Source organism: Streptomyces sp. NPDC101178 (assembly GCF_044767965.1).
Classification (GTDB): domain Bacteria; phylum Actinomycetota; class Actinomycetes; order Streptomycetales; family Streptomycetaceae; genus Streptomyces.
This window is the reverse complement of sequence record NZ_JBIWOZ010000001.1, coordinates 262,327-278,739: the sequence shown is the minus strand read 5'-3', so window position 1 is coordinate 278,739 and position 16,413 is coordinate 262,327. Positions and strand designations below refer to the sequence as shown.

The 16,413-nt window shown below is 71.5% G+C and carries 7 protein-coding genes and 1 pseudogene; 7 read left to right on the top strand and 1 reads right to left on the bottom strand.

Annotated elements, in window-relative coordinates; all coding sequences use genetic code 11:
* Positions 1-141 precede the first annotated feature (141 nt).
* The 5 genes from ACIRR8_RS01215 to ACIRR8_RS01195 all read left to right on the top strand — a co-directional run bounded on the left by ACIRR8_RS01215 (position 142) and on the right by ACIRR8_RS01195 (position 13,434).
* Entirely contained in the window at positions 142-3,375 is a 3,234-nt protein-coding gene (locus tag ACIRR8_RS01215; protein WP_404057657.1) for an amino acid adenylation domain-containing protein, read from the top strand.
* On the top strand, positions 3,372-9,875 hold the full coding sequence (locus ACIRR8_RS01210) for an amino acid adenylation domain-containing protein (RefSeq protein ID WP_404057655.1): 6,504 nt from the start codon (positions 3,372-3,374) through the stop codon (positions 9,873-9,875). The genes ACIRR8_RS01215 and ACIRR8_RS01210 overlap by 4 nt, the downstream gene beginning before the upstream one ends.
* A gap of 240 nt (positions 9,876-10,115) precedes the next feature.
* Positions 10,116-11,204, top strand: a complete 1,089-nt coding sequence (gene gntD / locus ACIRR8_RS01205; RefSeq protein WP_404057653.1) for a guanitoxin biosynthesis L-enduracididine beta-hydroxylase GntD — start codon at positions 10,116-10,118, stop codon at positions 11,202-11,204.
* Between the two features lie 32 nt (positions 11,205-11,236).
* The gene (locus tag ACIRR8_RS01200) at positions 11,237-12,007 is read left to right on the top strand and encodes an SDR family NAD(P)-dependent oxidoreductase (RefSeq protein ID WP_404057651.1); all 771 of its coding nucleotides are present in this window, start codon (positions 11,237-11,239) and stop codon (positions 12,005-12,007) included.
* A gap of 83 nt (positions 12,008-12,090) precedes the next feature.
* The gene (locus tag ACIRR8_RS01195; RefSeq protein ID WP_404057649.1) at positions 12,091-13,434 is read left to right on the top strand and encodes a cytochrome P450; all 1,344 of its coding nucleotides are present in this window, start codon (positions 12,091-12,093) and stop codon (positions 13,432-13,434) included.
* Here ACIRR8_RS01195 and ACIRR8_RS01190 read toward each other — a convergent pair.
* Positions 13,391-14,068: pseudogene (locus ACIRR8_RS01190) on the bottom strand (thioesterase II family protein); the annotation flags it as partial. The gene ACIRR8_RS01195 and the pseudogene ACIRR8_RS01190 sit on opposite strands and share 44 nt — an antisense overlap.
* Before the next feature lie 253 nt (positions 14,069-14,321).
* Between ACIRR8_RS01190 and ACIRR8_RS01185 the strand changes: the two are divergent.
* A complete protein-coding gene (locus ACIRR8_RS01185) occupies positions 14,322-14,666 on the top strand; it encodes an acyl carrier protein (protein WP_350675230.1) in 345 nt (114 codons plus the stop codon).
* Positions 14,663-16,411 carry an acyl-CoA dehydrogenase family protein gene (locus tag ACIRR8_RS01180; protein ID WP_404057646.1) on the top strand — a complete coding sequence of 583 codons (1,749 nt, stop codon included), beginning with the start codon at positions 14,663-14,665 and terminating at the stop codon, positions 16,409-16,411. Before ACIRR8_RS01185 ends, ACIRR8_RS01180 begins: the two co-directional genes overlap by 4 nt.
* Positions 16,412-16,413 lie beyond the last annotated feature (2 nt).

Here is a 16,413-nt window from a genome sequence, read left to right as displayed (position 1 = left end):
CCCGGTCCGGGCGGCATTTCGACCAGCGCCGCTGATTGCCGGTTCGGTTGCCTGGTTACCGCACGGGCGGGCGATGCAGCATCGTCGCGAGATCCGGGCCTCCAGGCTCGCGGGGATGCACGAGAGAGCGGTTACGACCCGATGACTTCACGCGCCGAGAACGGTCTGCTGCCGCTGACGGCGGCCCAGCGGGGGGTGTTCTTCGCCCAACGGCTCGACCCCGCCAACCCGGCCTACAACACCATGGTCGCCATGGAGGTACGCGGGCCGTTGGACGGCGGCCTGCTCCAGCGCGCGATCCGCCGGGCCGAGGGGGAGAGCGGAAGCTTCGACGTCGAACTGGTGGAGCGGCCGGACGGTACGTACCAGCGGCCGGTCCCACCCGGCTGTTCGACCTGGCAGGAGTACGACTTCAGCGACGAGCCGGACCCCCTCGCCGCCGCGCGGACGCTGATCGACCGCGACCGCGCGACCGCGCTCGACCTGGAGAAGGACGCGCTGTCGGCGCACATCCTGATACGGGTCGGAGCCGATCACCACGTCTGGTACCAGCGCAGCCACCACATCCTGTCCGACGCCTTCGGGTCGGTGCTGCACTCGCGCCGGATCTCCGCGTGCTACGAGGCGCTGGCCGCCGGGACGGAACCCGACGGTGAACCGCTGGGCCGGCTCCAGGACCTGCTGGCGGACGAGAGCGACTACCGCGCGTCGGCGGAGTACACCGCGGACCGGACGTACTGGGCGGGAGTCTTCGCCGACCGGCCCGAGACGGCCGGTCTGGCGCCAGGAGCGCCGACGACCGCGGCGGGCATGGCGATCGCCACGACGACAGTGCTCCCCCCGGACGGACTGCGGGCGCTGCACACCGCCGGACGGGCGGCCCGCACTCCCTGGACGGTGCCCATGCTGGCGGCGGTCGCCGCCTATCTCCACGGGATGACGGGGGCTCAGGACCTGACGATCGGGGTGCCCACCACCGCGCGGCTCGGGGCCAGGTCCCAGAACGTGCCCGGGATGCTGTCGAACACGCTTCCGCTGCGGATCACCGTCGATCCGGCGGCCGACCGCGCCCAGCTGGTGCGGCAGGTCGCGCGGCGGCTGGGGGAACTGCTCACCCACCAGCGCTACCCGTACGACGAACTCCGGCGCGACCTGCGCATGCTCGGTACCAACGAGCAGTTGTTCGGGGTGCTCGTGAACATCATGCCGTCGGGTTCCGAGACCGCGTTCACCGGGCGCGAGGCCGAGGTCATGGCCCTGTCCGGCGGACCCGTCACCGACCTCAACATCACCTGCCACCCCGATCCGGGCGGCCGGGGCATGCGCATCGAGTTCGAGGCCAATCCCGACCGGTACGGCCTCGCCGAACTCCGCACCCACCAGAACCGGTTCACGGACTTCCTCTCCCGCTTCCTCGCCGGCCCCGCAGATGTGCCGCTCGCCCGCCTCGACGTCCTGACCGCGTCGGAACGCACCCGGGCACTCGCCGCGGGCAGCCCCGGACAGGACCCGGAACCCGTCGTCCCGCGTACCTTCCCGCAACTGTTCGAGGAGCAGGTCAGGCAGACCCCGCACGCCTGTGCCGTGCTCTCCCCGACCGAATCCCTCGACTACGCGGCGCTCAACGTCCGTGCCAACCGGCTGGCAAGGGTGCTGGTCGGGCAAGGTGCCGGCCCCGAGCGGCTGGTGGCGGTCGCCCTCCCGCGCGGCGGTGCCGCCCTGACCGCCACGGTGGCGGTGCTGAAGTCGGGCGCGGCCTGTCTCCCGGTCGACCTCGACTACCCGCGGTCCCGGGTCACCGCGATGCTCGACGACACCGCACCGCTGCTGCTGCTCACGACCCGCGCCGCCGACGACGCCACGCTCGCCCCCGAGGTGCCGCGCCTGTACCTGGACGAGGCGGCCGCTCCCGTCGACCACCCGCCGGCGGACGGCGACACCGACGGCGGCGATCTCGACGACCGGGACCGCCGCACGTCCCTGCGCCTCACCCACCCGGCGTACGTCATCTACACCTCAGGGTCGACCGGCAGGCCCAAGGGCGTCGTCGTCACGCACACCGGTCTCGCCGCGCTGACGCGCCACCAGAGCGACCTGCTGCGCCTGACCCCCCGGACCCGCGTACTCCAGTTCTCCTCGCCCAGCTTCGACGCCTCCGTATGGGAGCTGTGTGCGGCGTTGCTCACCGGCGCCGCCGCGGTGGTCGCGCCGGCCGAACGGCTCACGCCCGGGCCGCCACTGGTCGAGCTCGTCGCCGAACTCGGCGTCGACTGCCTGCTGCTGGCCCCGTCCACGCTGGCGGCCATGCCGGCCGGGGGGCTTCCGGACGGCATCAACCTGGTCGTCGGCGCAGAGGCGTGCCCGCCGGACCTGGTCGCACGCTGGTCGCCCGGCCGGCACATGGTCAACGCCTACGGCCCCACCGAGTCGACGGTCATCGCGACCCAGACCGGCGCGCTGTCCGGGCGGACCGTCCCGCCCATGGGCCGTGCTGTCCCCGGCACCCGCGTCCGGCTGCTCGACGACGCGCTGCGGCCGGTGCCGCCCGGAGTGGCGGGCGAGGTGTATCTGAGCGGTGACGGGCTCGCCCGCGGCTACCTCGGCCGACCCGGAACCACCGCGGAACGTTTCGTCGCCGACCCCTTCGGCGCGCCCGGCACCCGGATGTACCGGACGGGAGACGTGGCACGGCTGTCGGAGAGCGGCGAGCTGTCCTACCTGGGCCGTGCCGACAGCCAGGTCAAGGTTCGGGGCTTCCGCATCGAACTCGGCGAGGTCGAGAGCGTTCTCGCCGAGGCACCCGGAGTCGGCCGGGCCGTGGCGGCCGTCCGCGAGGACCGGCCGGGCCACCGGCACCTGGTGGCCTATGTGACCCCGGCGGTCTCCGGTGAGCGGCCGGATGTGGGGGCGTTGCGTGAGTTCGTGGCGGGGCGGTTGCCGGAGTACATGGTTCCGGCGGTGGTGATGGTGGTGGAGTCGTTCGCTCTGACGCCGAACGGGAAGGTGGACCGGGGGGCTTTGCCGGTGCCGGAGTTCCGGGCGGCGGAGGTGTACCGGGCTCCGGTCACCGAGCGGGAGCTGGTGTTGCACGAGGTGTTCGCGGAGGTGCTGGGGCAGCCGCGTATCGGTGTCGACGACAGCTTCTTCGACCTCGGCGGCGACTCCATCGTCGCCGTACAGGTGGCGTCCGGGGCCCATCGGGCCGGACTCGCCATCGCCGTCAAGGACGTCTTCGTCCACAAGACCATCGCCAAGCTCGCCGAGGCGGCCGAGGACGTCGGCGAGCGGGCCGCGACACCCCGTGCCGGGAGCCTGGTGCGGATCGACGCGGAAGAACTCGACGAGCTCGAAGCCCAGTGGGGGACAGCACTGTGAGACAGACATCCCTGGAAGCGGTCCTGCCGCTCTCGCCGTTGCAGCAGGGCATTCTCTTCCACGCCCTCTACGAGGAGGGACAAGCCGACAGCGGGAACATCGACTTCTACAACGTCCAGACGCCGCTGGAGCTGACCGGGGCACTCGACACCGACCTGCTGCGTGCCTCCTGCGGCGCGCTGGTCGGCCGGCACGCGAGCCTGCGGGCAGGATTTTTGCGCCGTCGCTCAGGCGAGGCCGTCCAGGCCGTCGCGCGGGTGGTCGAGCCACCGTGGGAGGAGATCGACCTCTCCGGCTTCGGCCAGGACGAACTGAAGCCACGCCTCTCCCGGCTGCTCACCGAGGAGCGCGCGAGGCGCTTCGACATGGCGAAACCGCCGCTGCTCCGGTTCACGCTGATACGGCTCGCACCCGACCGGCACATCCTGCTGATCACCAACCACCACATCCTGCTGGACGGCTGGTCGCTTCCCCTGATCCTCGGCGATCTGTTCCGCATCTACGGGGACGGCGGCACGGCGGATCGGCTGGAGCCGACGGTGCCCTTCCAGGACTATCTCGGCTGGGTCGGCGAGCAGGACAGGGACCAGGCCGAGCGGGCCTGGAAGGGCGTGCTCTCGGGGGTCGACGGCGCCACGCTCGTCGCGGACGGGGCAGGCACCGGCTCCTCGGACCGGGGACAGCGGCGCGTCGTGACGGAGCTGTCCGAGCGGACCACGGCGGAACTCACGGCCCTGGCGCGGAGCCGCGAACTCACCGTCAACACCCTGGTCCAGGGCGCTTGGGCGCTGTTGTTGACCGAGCTGACCGGGCGCCAGGACGTCGTCTACGGGAACACCGTCGCCGGCCGCCCGCCGGAGCTCCCCGGCAGCGACCGGATGGTGGGCCTGATGATGAACACCGTGCCCACCCGGGTCCGGATCGACCCGGCAGAGCCGGTGGCGGACCTGCTGGCCCGTATCCAGCACGACCACACGGCCGTGATGGGTCACGAATACCTCGGCCTCGCCGAGATCCACCGCGCCGTGGGCGCCACCGAACTCTTCGACACCACCGTCGCCTTCGAGAACGTTCCCGTGGAACGGGCCGTCCAGGGCGCCTCGGTGCCCGGGCTCGACGTCGGCCTTCTGCGGGACGCCGTCGACGAGGCGTTCGAGGGCACCCATTACCCGCTGAGCCTGGCCGTCCACCCCGGCAGCCGGCTCCGCTTCGAACTCAACCACCGCGAGGACGTCTACACCGCCGATACCGCGAGCGGCGTACTGCGGCGCCTGACCGGTCTGCTGGAGGACATCGCCGCCCGGCCCGACGAGCAGGCCGGGCGGCTCCCCTCGCGGACGGACGCCGAGCGGCGCGAGATCCTGCGCGAGGCGAGCGGACACGCCGTCGAGCGGCCGGCCGGGACGCTGCCCGGTCTGTTCGAGGCACAGGTCCGCGCGACGCCCGACGCGGTGGCCGTCGCGGACGGCACGACCAGCCTCACCTTCGGTCTGCTCAACGCCGACGCCAACCGTCTGGCCCGACTGCTCGCAGCCCGCGGCGTGGGACCGGGCGACCTCGTCGGTGTTGCCGTGCCGCGATCCGCGGACGCCGTCGTGGCGATCCTGGCGGTCCTCAAGTCGGGTGCGGCGTACCTTCCGATCGATGTCGACCACCCCGCGGAGCGCATCGCGGCGATCTGCGCGGAGGCCCGACCGGCCCTCGTCCTGGCCTCCGTCGCCACCGTGGGCGACGTACCCGAATCGGTGCCGGCGCTGCTGCTCGACGAGACCCTTCCGCCCGCGGACGGGACGGACCTCGACGACGACGACCGCACCGGCGCGCTGCTGCCCGCCCACCTCGCGTACGTCATCTACACCTCGGGCTCCACGGGGCGCCCCAAGGGTGTGGCCGTGGAACACCGCAACCTGGCCAACATGTTCCACAGCCACCGGGCGAACTTCTTCGAACCCGAGTGGGCGAGGGCGGGCGGCCGGCCGCTTCGTGCCGCGCTCACCAACTCGCTCGGCTTCGACGCCTCCTGGAGCCAGCTCCTGTGGATGGTGGCCGGACACGAGTTGCACATCGTCGGTGACACCGTGCGCAAGGATTCCCTGGCACTCGTCCGCCACGCGGCACAAGCACGGATCGACGTCGTCGACACCACCCCCTCCGTCGCACGGCAGATGCTCGACGCGGGCATGTTCGAAGCGGCGGGGGAGCGGCACCGCGTGCGAGTCCTCGCGCTCGGCGGCGAGGAGGTGGGCGACGACCTGTGGGCCGAACTCCACGGCGTACCCGGCCTGTCGGTCTACAACCTCTACGGTCCCGCCGAGTGCACGGTCGACGCGATGCTCTGGCACCCTCGCGGCTCAACCGGCGCGGCGGAGCCGCCCGCCATCGGTGTCCCCGCCGACAACACCCGGGTCTATCTCCTGGACGCGTTCCTGCGGCCGGTGCCGGCCGGGGTCGTCGGCGAGCTGTACATCGCCGGTGACGGGGTCGCCCGCGGGTACCTCGGCCGCCCGGGTCTGTCGGCGGAGCGCTTCGTGGCCGACGTCTTCGGCCCGGCGGGCGCCCGGATGTACCGGACCGGCGACCTGGGGTGCCGCCGGCCCGACGGTGTCGTGGAATACCGCGGCCGGTCCGACTTCCAGGTCAAGGTACGCGGCCACCGCATCGAACTCGGCGAGATCCAGGCCGTTCTGGCCGACCATCCCACGGTGGGCCAGGCGGTCGCGGCGGTGTCCGCCGACGCGGAGGGCGTACGGCGGATCGTCGGATACGTACGTCCGGTCTCCGGTGAGCGGCCGGATGTGGGGGCGTTGCGTGAGTTCGTGGCGGGGCGGTTGCCGGAGTACATGGTTCCGGCGGTGGTGATGGTGGTGGAGTCGTTCGCTCTGACGCCGAACGGGAAGGTGGACCGGGGGGCTTTGCCGGTGCCGGAGTTCCGGGCGGCGGAGGTGTACCGGGCTCCGGTCACCGAGCGGGAGCTGGTGTTGCACGAGGTGTTCGCGGAGGTGCTGGGGCAGCCGCGTATCGGTGTCGACGACAGCTTCTTCGACCTCGGCGGCGACTCCATCATCTCGATGCAGCTCGCGGCCCGCGCCCACCGCGCCGGCCTCGCCGTCACCGTCAGGGACGTCTTCGTCCACAAGACCATCGCCAAGCTCGCGGAGGCGGCCGAGGACATCGAGGCGGAGGCCCCCACGGCGGCGGACGGTTCCGGCGCCGGGCCGCTGCTGTCGCTGAACGATGCCGAACGGGCGGAGATCACCGCCGACGGACACGAGCTGACCGGCGTACTGCCTCTCACCCCGCTGCAGCAGGGCATGCACTTCCACGCCCTGCTGGCCGCCGACGGCATCGACGTCTACACCGCCCAGGCGCCCGCACGGCTGGAGGGACCACTGACGCCCGCCGTGCTGCGCAAAGCGTTCGACGCGGCTCTCGCCCGCCACACCGCGCTGCGCGTCTCCTTCCGGCTCCTGGCATCGGGCCGTTCCGTCCAGGTGGTGCACGAGGGCCTGCGCGTCCCGTGGCGGGAGATCGACCTCTCCGGTCACGGTGAGGACGAACGCCGCCGGCGACTGGCGGAACTGGTCGACGAGGACCGCGTCACCCGCTTCGACCTCACCGCTCCTCCGCTGATGCGGGTCACCCTGGTCCGGCTCGGGACCGACGACCATGCCCTGTTGACCTCCTACCACCACGCCCTGCTCGACGGATGGTCGCTGCCACTGTTCTTCCGTGACGTCTTCTCCCTCTACGCCCGCGGCGGAGCCGACACGGACCGGCCGGTGGCTCAGTTCACCGGCTTCCTCGGCTGGCTCACCCGCCAGGACGATGAGGGGGCGATGCGGGCCTGGAGCGAGGCCCTGGCCGGTATCGACGAACCGACGCTGGTCGCCCCGGGCGCCGACGCGGCCACCGCGACCGTGCCCCACCTGGTCACGGAGGCCCTGGACGCGGAGGGGACGGACGCGCTCACCGCCGCGGCGCGCGGCGCGGGCCTGACGCTCAACACGGTCGTCCAAGGCGCCTGGGCGGTGGCACTCGGTCACCAACTGGGACGGGCCGACGTCGTGTTCGGTGCGACGACCGCCGGGCGCCCACCGGAACTGGCCGGCGTCGAGGACATCGTCGGCCTGTTCATGAACACCGTCGCCGTACGGGTACGGCTGGACCCCGCACGATCGCTCGACCAGATCCTGACCGACCTCCAGTCGCGCCAGGCCGAGCTGCGCCCGTACCACCATGTCGGGCTCCCGGACGTACAGCGGGCTCTGGGACTGGGGGAGCTCTTCGACACCGTCATCGGCTTCGAGAACACCCCCTTCGACGGGGCGGCCATCCAGGAGCAGGTCCCGGGCCTGCGGATCTCCCTCGACGAGGAGCCCGTACCCGGAGCTTCGCACTATCCGCTCAGCCTGGTCGTCATGCCCGACGAGCGTCTCAGTCTTGAACTCAGCTATCGTGCGGACCTGTTCACGGCCGAGGCGGCCGGCGCGCTGCTGGCCCGGGTGCGCAAGGTCCTCGACTGCTTCGTGCACGACCGGACCGTCCCTCTGGGCCGGATCGACCTGCTCACGGACCGGGAACGCGGTCAGCTCCTGGCCGCGGCGGAAGGGCCGGCCCACGAGCGGACGGCGACCTTCCCGGAGCTCTTCGAGGAGCACGTACGGGCCACACCCGACGCCGTCGCGGTGTACGACCACGAGCTGGCCCTCACCTATGGGCAACTCGATGTCCAGGCCAACCGGCTCGCCCGCGCGCTGGTGGACCGGGGCATCGGCCCGGAGCGTGTCGTGGCGATCGCGATGCCGAAGTCGGCACGGTCCGTCCTCGCGGTGCTGGCGGTCCTCAAGGCCGGCGCGGCCTATCTTCCACTGGACCTCGGCTACCCGCCGGACCGGCTCCGCTACCTGATCGGTGACGCGCGGCCGGATCTCGTCGTCACCACCGGAGAGGGAGCGGCGGTCATGGCCGAGGCCGGTGCGGGGAAGGTGCTGTGCCTGGACGGGCCTGGGCCGGATGCCGGGAACGTCACCGAACTCCTGGACCCGGAAGCGGAGCTGACCGCAGGTCTGTCCGGGGCGGCTCTCACCGACGCCGACCGGATCGCGCCGCTGCGGCCGGCGAACGCCGCCTATCTGATCTACACCTCCGGGTCGACCGGCCGCCCCAAGGGCGTGGTGGTGTCCCACCTCGGGATCGCCGCTCTGATCGCCCAGCAGCGTGTCGGGCTCGCGCTCCGTCCGCAGGAGCGGGTGCTGCTGTTCGCCTCGCCGAGCTTCGACGCGTCAGTATGGGAACTGGCCACGGCGCTCCTGACCGGGGCGAGTGCGGTGACCGCGGACCCCGACGAGCTGCTCCCCGGACCGGCCTTGGCGCGGACCGTGGAGCGCCACGGTGTGACCGCGCTCCTGCTGCCGCCGTCCTCGCTCGCCGTACTGCCCGAGGACGCCCTGCCCCACGGGGTCACCCTCGTCGTGGGCGGCGAGGCGTGCCCGCCGGACCTGGTCGCACGCTGGTCGGCCGGGCGCCGCATGGTCAACGCGTACGGTCCCACCGAGGCGACCGTCATGGCGACGATGAGCCGCCCGCTGTCCGGGCGGACCGCTCCGCCGATGGGCGGGCCGGTCGTCGGCGCCGGGGTCCATGTGCTGGACGGCTCCCTGCGGCCGACGCCCGTCGGGGTGGCGGGTGAGCTCTACCTGGCGGGCCAGGGCCTCGCCCGCGGCTATCTGCGGCGGTCCGGGCTCACCGCGGAGCGTTTCGTGGCCGACCCGTTCGGACCCCCGGGCGCGCGGATGTACCGTTCGGGCGACGTGGCGCGGCGCACGGCGGACGGGGGCCTGGAGTACCTGGGCCGCGTCGACGAGCAGGTCAAGGTGCGGGGCTTCCGTATCGAACCGGGGGAGATCGAGGCGGTGCTCGCCGCCGACCCCTCGGTGGGGCAGACCGTCGTGGTCGTACGGGAGGACACCCCCGGCTCACCACGCCTGGTGGCGTACGCGACCCCGGTGGCGGCCGGCCCGCTCGACCCGGCCGCGCTCCGTGAACGCGTCGCCGCCGTGCTGCCGGAGCACATGGTGCCCGTGGCCGTCGTCGCCCTCGACCGACTGCCGGTGACGCCGAGCGGCAAGCTCGACCGCGCCGCCCTGCCCGCTCCCGACTTCTCCGGAGCCGGCGGCGGCCGGGCACCGAGGAGCGAGCGCGAGAAGCTGCTGTGCGCGTTGTTCGAGAAGGCACTCGGCACGGAGGGCGTCGGTATCGACGACAGCTTCTTCGACCTGGGGGGCGACTCGATCGTCTCGATCAAGCTCGTCACGATGGCCTACGCGGAGGGCCTGGACATCGCCCCGCGCGACGTGTTCGCCCACAAGACCGTGGCGGCGCTCGCCACCGCGGTCAAGGAGCTGGTTCCGGCGGCGGACGCCGATGAGGCCGACTCGCAGGAACCGCTGATCACCCTGGACCAGAGCGAACTCGACGAGTTCGCCGAGGACTGGCGGTAGCCGGCCCCTCGCACACGGGGCCGACGCACCACCGAACACCCAGCACCGAACACCCAGCACCGAACACCCAGCACCGAACACCCACCACCGCACCGAGCGCCATCCCCGGACCACGAAAGGCCTGGACCCTGCCAGGCCGGTCCGGTGGGCACCACCACGCGGCCCGGCCACCCGGCGCGGACCGCACAGGACCGAACGACGGACGACCCGAGCGGTCACGACCAGGTGAGGACAACCGACATGACCAGCAGCACCCCGACTGTTGACGTACCTTCCCCGGACGTGGCCGCGGCGGCCCTGCCGGGAAAGGACCGCGGCGACACTCCTGCCGAATACCACCTGGACGCCACCGAGGTCACTCAGTTGGAGGAGGCCGCCGCACGGCTCCGTGACGCCCACGGGGCACCCGGCCTGCCGGACTTCTACGACCACGCCCACACGGCAGAGGAGCTTCTCCCCGCCGGTCTGCGCAGATTCCTCCTCTCCTACCGCAGGACCGAGAGGTCCGCGGCATGCCTGGTGCACGGCTTCCCGGTGGACGACGCGCTGATCGGACCCACCCCCGACCACTGGCGCCACGCCATCCGCTCCGACGCGGCCCGGTCCCAGGAGCTGTGGCTGGCGATGTGCGGCATGGCGCTGGGCGACCCGTTCGGCTGGGAGACCCTTCAGGAAGGGCGCATCATCCAGAACATCCTGCCGATCCGGGGCGACGAGCTGCGGCAGAGCGGCTACGGCAGCGAGAGCCTGCTGGAGTTCCACACCGAGGACGGCTTCCACCCCAACCGCTGCGACTACCTCCTGCTCTTCGGGCTGCGCAACCCCGACCTGGTGCCGACCATCGTCGCCTCCGTCCGTGACGTCCGGCTGAGCGACCACGACCGCGCGGTACTCGCCGAGGCCCGCTTCCGGATCATGCCGGACACCGAGCACATACGGCAGCTGGAGGCCCTGGACCCCGCACATCCCGCGCTGGAGAAGCTGTACGGGATGATCGACAGCGCCGTTCCGACCGCCGTTCTGTCGGGCGACCGGTTCAATCCCTACCTGCGCATCGACCGGCCGTTCATGGATGTCGCACCGGGGGACACCGAGGCCGAGGGCGCGCTCGACCGGCTGATGGCCGAGCTGCACCGGGTACAGCGGGACGTCGCCGTGGGCCCCGGCTCGCTGCTCATCGTGGACAACTACCGGGCTGTGCACGGCCGCCGGTCGTTCACGGCTCGGTACGACGGCACCGACCGCTGGCTGAAGAAGCTCACGGTCAGCCGCAACCTGCGCCGCAACTTCAGCGGATACGTACTCGGCAACCACCGCGTCATCGTCTGAGCCGGTCGGGCGGAAGGAACAGGAAAGGCATCATGCGCACAGTCATCGTGTCCGGCGCGTCCAGCGGTATCGGACTCGCCACCGCCGAGCGGTTCGCCCGCTCGGGCGACCACGTGGTCAATCTCGACATCCAGGCACTCACCGGGGACGCGGCGGACGGCCCTCGCGAGGGGGGAGGCGAGATCCGTACGGTCATGCTCGACATCGCCGACTGGACCGCCGTGGGTGAGGCCGTCGACCGGGTGCACGCCGAGCGCGGCCGCATCGACGTCGTCATCGCCAATGCGGGCATCAGCGTCCGGCATTCCATCCTCGACCTCACGGAGGCGGACGCCCGGCGCACCCTGGATGTCAATCTGATGGGTGTCCTCGCCCTGTGGCGGCACGCCGTTCCGCACATGCTGCGGGAAGGACGCGGGGTGCTCCTGGCGACGGCGTCCGTCAACGGGTCGCGCGGCTACCCCCTCTACGCGGACTACAACGCCAGCAAGGCAGGTGTCGCCTCGCTGTGCCAGACCTTCGCCGTGGAGCTGAGCCCGCTGATCAGGACGGCGTGTGTCGCCCCCGGCGCCGTACTGACACCCATGCAGCGCGCCGAATACACCGACGCGATGCTCGACGAGGTCAACGAACGCATCCCGGCCCGGCGGCACGCCCTGCCCGAGGAGATCGCGGACGTGTTCCATTTCCTGGCCTCGCCGCAGGCGTCCTTCATCTCCGGTCAGCAGTTCACCGTGGACGGCGCGGAGACAGCCGGTGCCACCACAGCGTTCTTCCCCGGCCCCACCGAGCCGATGCGCTGACCCGGACGGCGGCGCCCGGCCGCCGTCCGCATCGCGCGCTTCCGCTGTCGCCCGCCCGTAACCGAGTCCGAGGAAACCGCCCCATGGACACCCGCCCCGCGCTCGATCAGGGCCCGCTCGACGCCGTCGATCTGGCCGATCCGCTCCTGCACGCCAACCACGACCTGGGGCCGTTGTGGCGCCGCCTGCGGGACGAGGCGCCGGTGCACTGGCAACCCGAGAGCGACAGCCGTCCAGGGTTCTGGGTGATCAGTGGTCACGCGGACGTCGTCTCGGTGCTCAGCGACAGCGCGAGCTTCACCTCTGAGCGGGGAAACGTGCTGGACACCCTGCTCGCCGGCGGTGACTCGGCGGCCGGGAGGATGCTCGCCGTCACGGACGGGCAGCCGCACAAGGCGCTGCGCAGCGCCCTGCTGAAGCCGTTCTCGCCGCGATCCCTCGACGTGGTGGTCGAGAGCGTACGGCGGGGTACCCGGCGGCTGGTCGAGGAGGCGGTGGAGCGGGGCGAGGTGGACTTCGCGGCCGACGTGGCCGCGCACATCCCGCTCGCCGCCATCTGCGACCTGCTCGGCGTGCCGCCCACCGACCGGCAGCACATCATCGAACTCACCTCCTCCGCCCTGTCCACCGAGGACGGGCGCCCCGACGAGGAGGCGACCTGGGCGTCGCGCAACGGACTGCTGCTCTACTTCTCGGAGCTGGCCGCCGCCCGTCACGACAAACCGTACGACGACGTCGTCAGCCTGCTGGTGACCAAGGAGATCGACGGGCGGCCCCTCACGCACGAGGAGATCGTCTTCAACTGCTACAGCATCATCATGGGCGGCCACGAGACGACCCGTTTCTCGATGGTCGGCGGGCTCCAGGCGCTGATGGAGCGGCCCGACCAGTTCCGGGCCCTCAAGTCGGGCGAAGTGACGACGAGCTCGGCGGTCGAGGAGGTACTGCGCTGGACGAGCCCCGCCCTGCACAGCGGGCGGACCGCGACCCAGGACCTCTTCCTCGGCGACCAGTTCGTCGAGGAGGGCGACATCGTCACCACCTGGCTGGCCTCCGCCAACCGCGACGGCCGCGTCTTCGCCGAGCCCGACGAGTTCGACCTGGCCAGGACCCCCAACAAGCACCTGTCGTTCGCCTACGGGCCCCACTTCTGCCTCGGCGCGTTCCTGGCCCGCGCCGAGCTGACGGCCCTCCTGGAGAGCCTGTGCGACCTGGTCGCCCAGGCTCGTCCGACAGGCCCGCCGACCTACGTGTACTCGAACTTCCTGAGCGGTCTCTCGTCTCAGCCGGTGAGCCTCACCGGAGAGCCGGCAGGGAGTCGAGCACCGCTGACATCGTCTGCCGGGGGTGGGTGCCCGGGAACGAGTGACCGCCGGGCAGCACCCGGGTCCGGTGCTCCGCCGGTGTGTACGCGGCCCATGGTCTGACCTGTGCCACCGGGACCACCGTGTCGTCCTCGCCGGCGAAGGTGAAGAGGGGGCAGCTCACGGCGACCGGGTGCGGAATGACGTAGCCCTCGGCGAGGGCCAGGTCGCCCCGGACGGCCGTCAGCAGATCGCTCAGAAAGTCGGGGAAGGCCAGGAGTTCGCGCGGCAGCCCGCCGGTACTCAGCAGCCAGGCGATCAGCTCGTCGTCGGAGCCCGCCGAGATCGGCTCACGCATCAGGGGCAGATGCGGCGCCCGGGACGCCGAGGCCAGCAGGGCGCTGGGCGGCCGCAGCCCCGCCCGCTCGATCCGCAGCGCCAGCTCGTACGCCACCACGGCGCCGAAGCTGTGGCCGAACAGGGCATAGGGCACATTCAGTTCGGGCTCAAGGCCGTGCAGAAGGGCCTCGACCAGTGCGTCGAGATCGTCCGGTACGGGCTCGTCGATCCGCGAGCCGCGGCCCGGCAGCTCCACCGGCACCAGCTCCATGTGCTCGGGGACGTAAGGCCGCCAGGCATGGAAGGCGCCCGCGCCACTGCCCGCCGGCGGAAGGCATATCAGCCTCAGGCGCGGGTTCCCGACGGTGAACCGGGCGCTGACCCAGTCGACCGCCGGCGTGCTGTCCGCTGTGCTCATGCCGGTCAGCCTCATCGCCGAGCCCGGTCACGACAAGGCAGGCGGGCGGCAACTTCGTCTGGGCGGCGGGTTCTCGGAGCGCTGTTCACGCCTCGACGGCCGGGCCGGGTCCACCTCCACGGGGTCATGACGACCGACGAGGCGTCATGATGCCCTGGACGGTCGGCGGGTTGCCCGACAGGCTGCTAGTTGCCGCGCGCTTGCCGGGCTCGTTGCCTGGGCCCGGTCATCGGCAGGTCCTAGCGTCGACGGCATGACTCACACTCCTGCCGCGATCGGCACCGAGGCCATCGCTCCCGTGGTGATCGGTATGGTCCAGGTGGTCGCGCCTCGCAAGCTGGACCGGATCGACCTCGACCACCGGCTCGTCGGTGACCTCGGCTTCCACTCCTTGGTTCTCGCGGAGCTCGGATACAACCTGGAGGACCTCTTCACCCTCCAGGCGCTGAACCCTGAGGCCGCCATGAAGCTGGAGCGGGTCAGTGATGTGATCGAGCTGGTCAGCGCCGAGGTGGTCGCGGGCCGGGCGGAGCTGCCCGACGCGGAAGCCTTGGACGGCATGTTCAGCCGCTACGGCGTCGACAGCCCCCTGGTATGAGCGGCCCCGCAGGCGAGCGCACGGCCCACGCGCTGGTCGCCGATCTGGAGCGGACGCTCGGTGACCCGGCCGCCGGGAGCGGTCCCTTCAGCTTCGCCGAGATCGTGGCGCACGAGGAGAACGACAGTCTTCCACCAGGGGCGGTGGAGCTGCTCAGATCGTGGGGATTCTCCGGTTACCTGGTGCCCGAGGACTTCGGCGGCCGGCTCCGGAACCTTGAAGACCTCTTCCTGCTCACGCGTACGCTCGCGCGCCGCAATCTGACGCTCGCGGTGATGTTCGGCTCTGCCCTCCTCGGGGTCAACTCGGTCTGGCTGTGGGGGAACGACGAGCAGCGCGCACGGGTCGCGGGTGCTCTCCTGGACGGAGAACTGGCCTGCTTCGCGGTTTCCGAACCCGACCACGGCAGCGATCTCGGCACCAACGAGACCATGGCCGAGCGGGACGGTGACGATTTCCTCCTGACCGGCGAGAAGTGGCCCGTCGGCAATGCGACCCGGGGCCGTTTCGTCACCGTCTACGCAGCGATCGACGGTTCGCGGTCCTCCTTGCTGCTCCTGGACAAGGAGCAGCTGGAGAAAGGGAGTTGGACCAACCACCCGTTCGTGAAAACGGTCGGGCTGCGTGGCCACGACCTCAGCGGGATCACCTTCGACCGCACCAGGGTGCCCGCCGGCGCACTCCTCGGGCGTCCCGGTGCCGGACTGGTCGGCATCCTCCAGGTGCTCCAGATCACCCGTACGGCGATCGGAGCACTGTCCATCGGCACCATGGACTCGGTGCTGCGGATCGCTCTGCGTCACGCGCGTGAGCGGGTGCTCTACGGACAGGAGATCTACCGGCTTCCGGTCATCCGGCGGCATCTGGTCCACTCCCATGTGGACCTGCTGATCGCGGAGTGCACGGCGCTGCCGGTGGCGCGTTCGCTCTCCATCGTGCCGTCCCGGCTCAGCCTGTGGTCGTCCGTGGTCAAATACCTCGTCCCGACCCTCGGCGAGGAGGTGGTGCAGGAGGCGGCCAGGGTTCTCGGAGCCCGGAGCTATCTGCGGGAAGGCGTGGCTTCCGGCGCGTTCCAGAAGCTCCAGCGCGACCATGCGATAGCGAGCATCTTCGAGGGGACCACACACGTCAACCTCCACAGCATCGCCGCACAGCTTCCCGCGGTGGCGCGAGTGGCCGACCGTCCCGCCGTCGGCGGGGAAGAGGTCCTGCGGCAGCTCTTCGACTGGTCCGAGGACGCCCCGCAGTGGCATCCGTCGGGCAGGGCGCTGCGGCTGACCAACGCCAGTGAGGACGAGATCACCCGGGGCTGGGGTCCGGCGGCCGCCGAGGCCAGCCGGATCGCGGAACGCGAACTCGTCGGGCCCGAGGGCGCCGCCCTCGTCAAGGTTCTCAGCGAACTCTCCCGACGCCGGACCGACTTCTACGCTCGGATCGCCGCCGAGGCGCCCGACGCCGCCTCCACGCACGGGCAGGATCAGGCCACCGAGCACAGCGTCCACCACGCGGCTGCCTCCTGCCTCTACACCTGGCTCTACTCCTTCGAGCGGGAGCGGGCGGAGCCGGGCGGCAGCGGATGGCTGGTGCTGGCGCTCCAGCGACTGCTGCGGCGGCTCGACCACACGACCGAGCTGGAGGAGAGCTGCCTGCCGTGGCTGGAGGAGCTGATGCTGTCGAGCCTCGAAGGCCCGCGGCACTTCTCGCTCCAGACGGTCAGGTCAGCCGCCGGGCCGGCGCCCGCATGAGC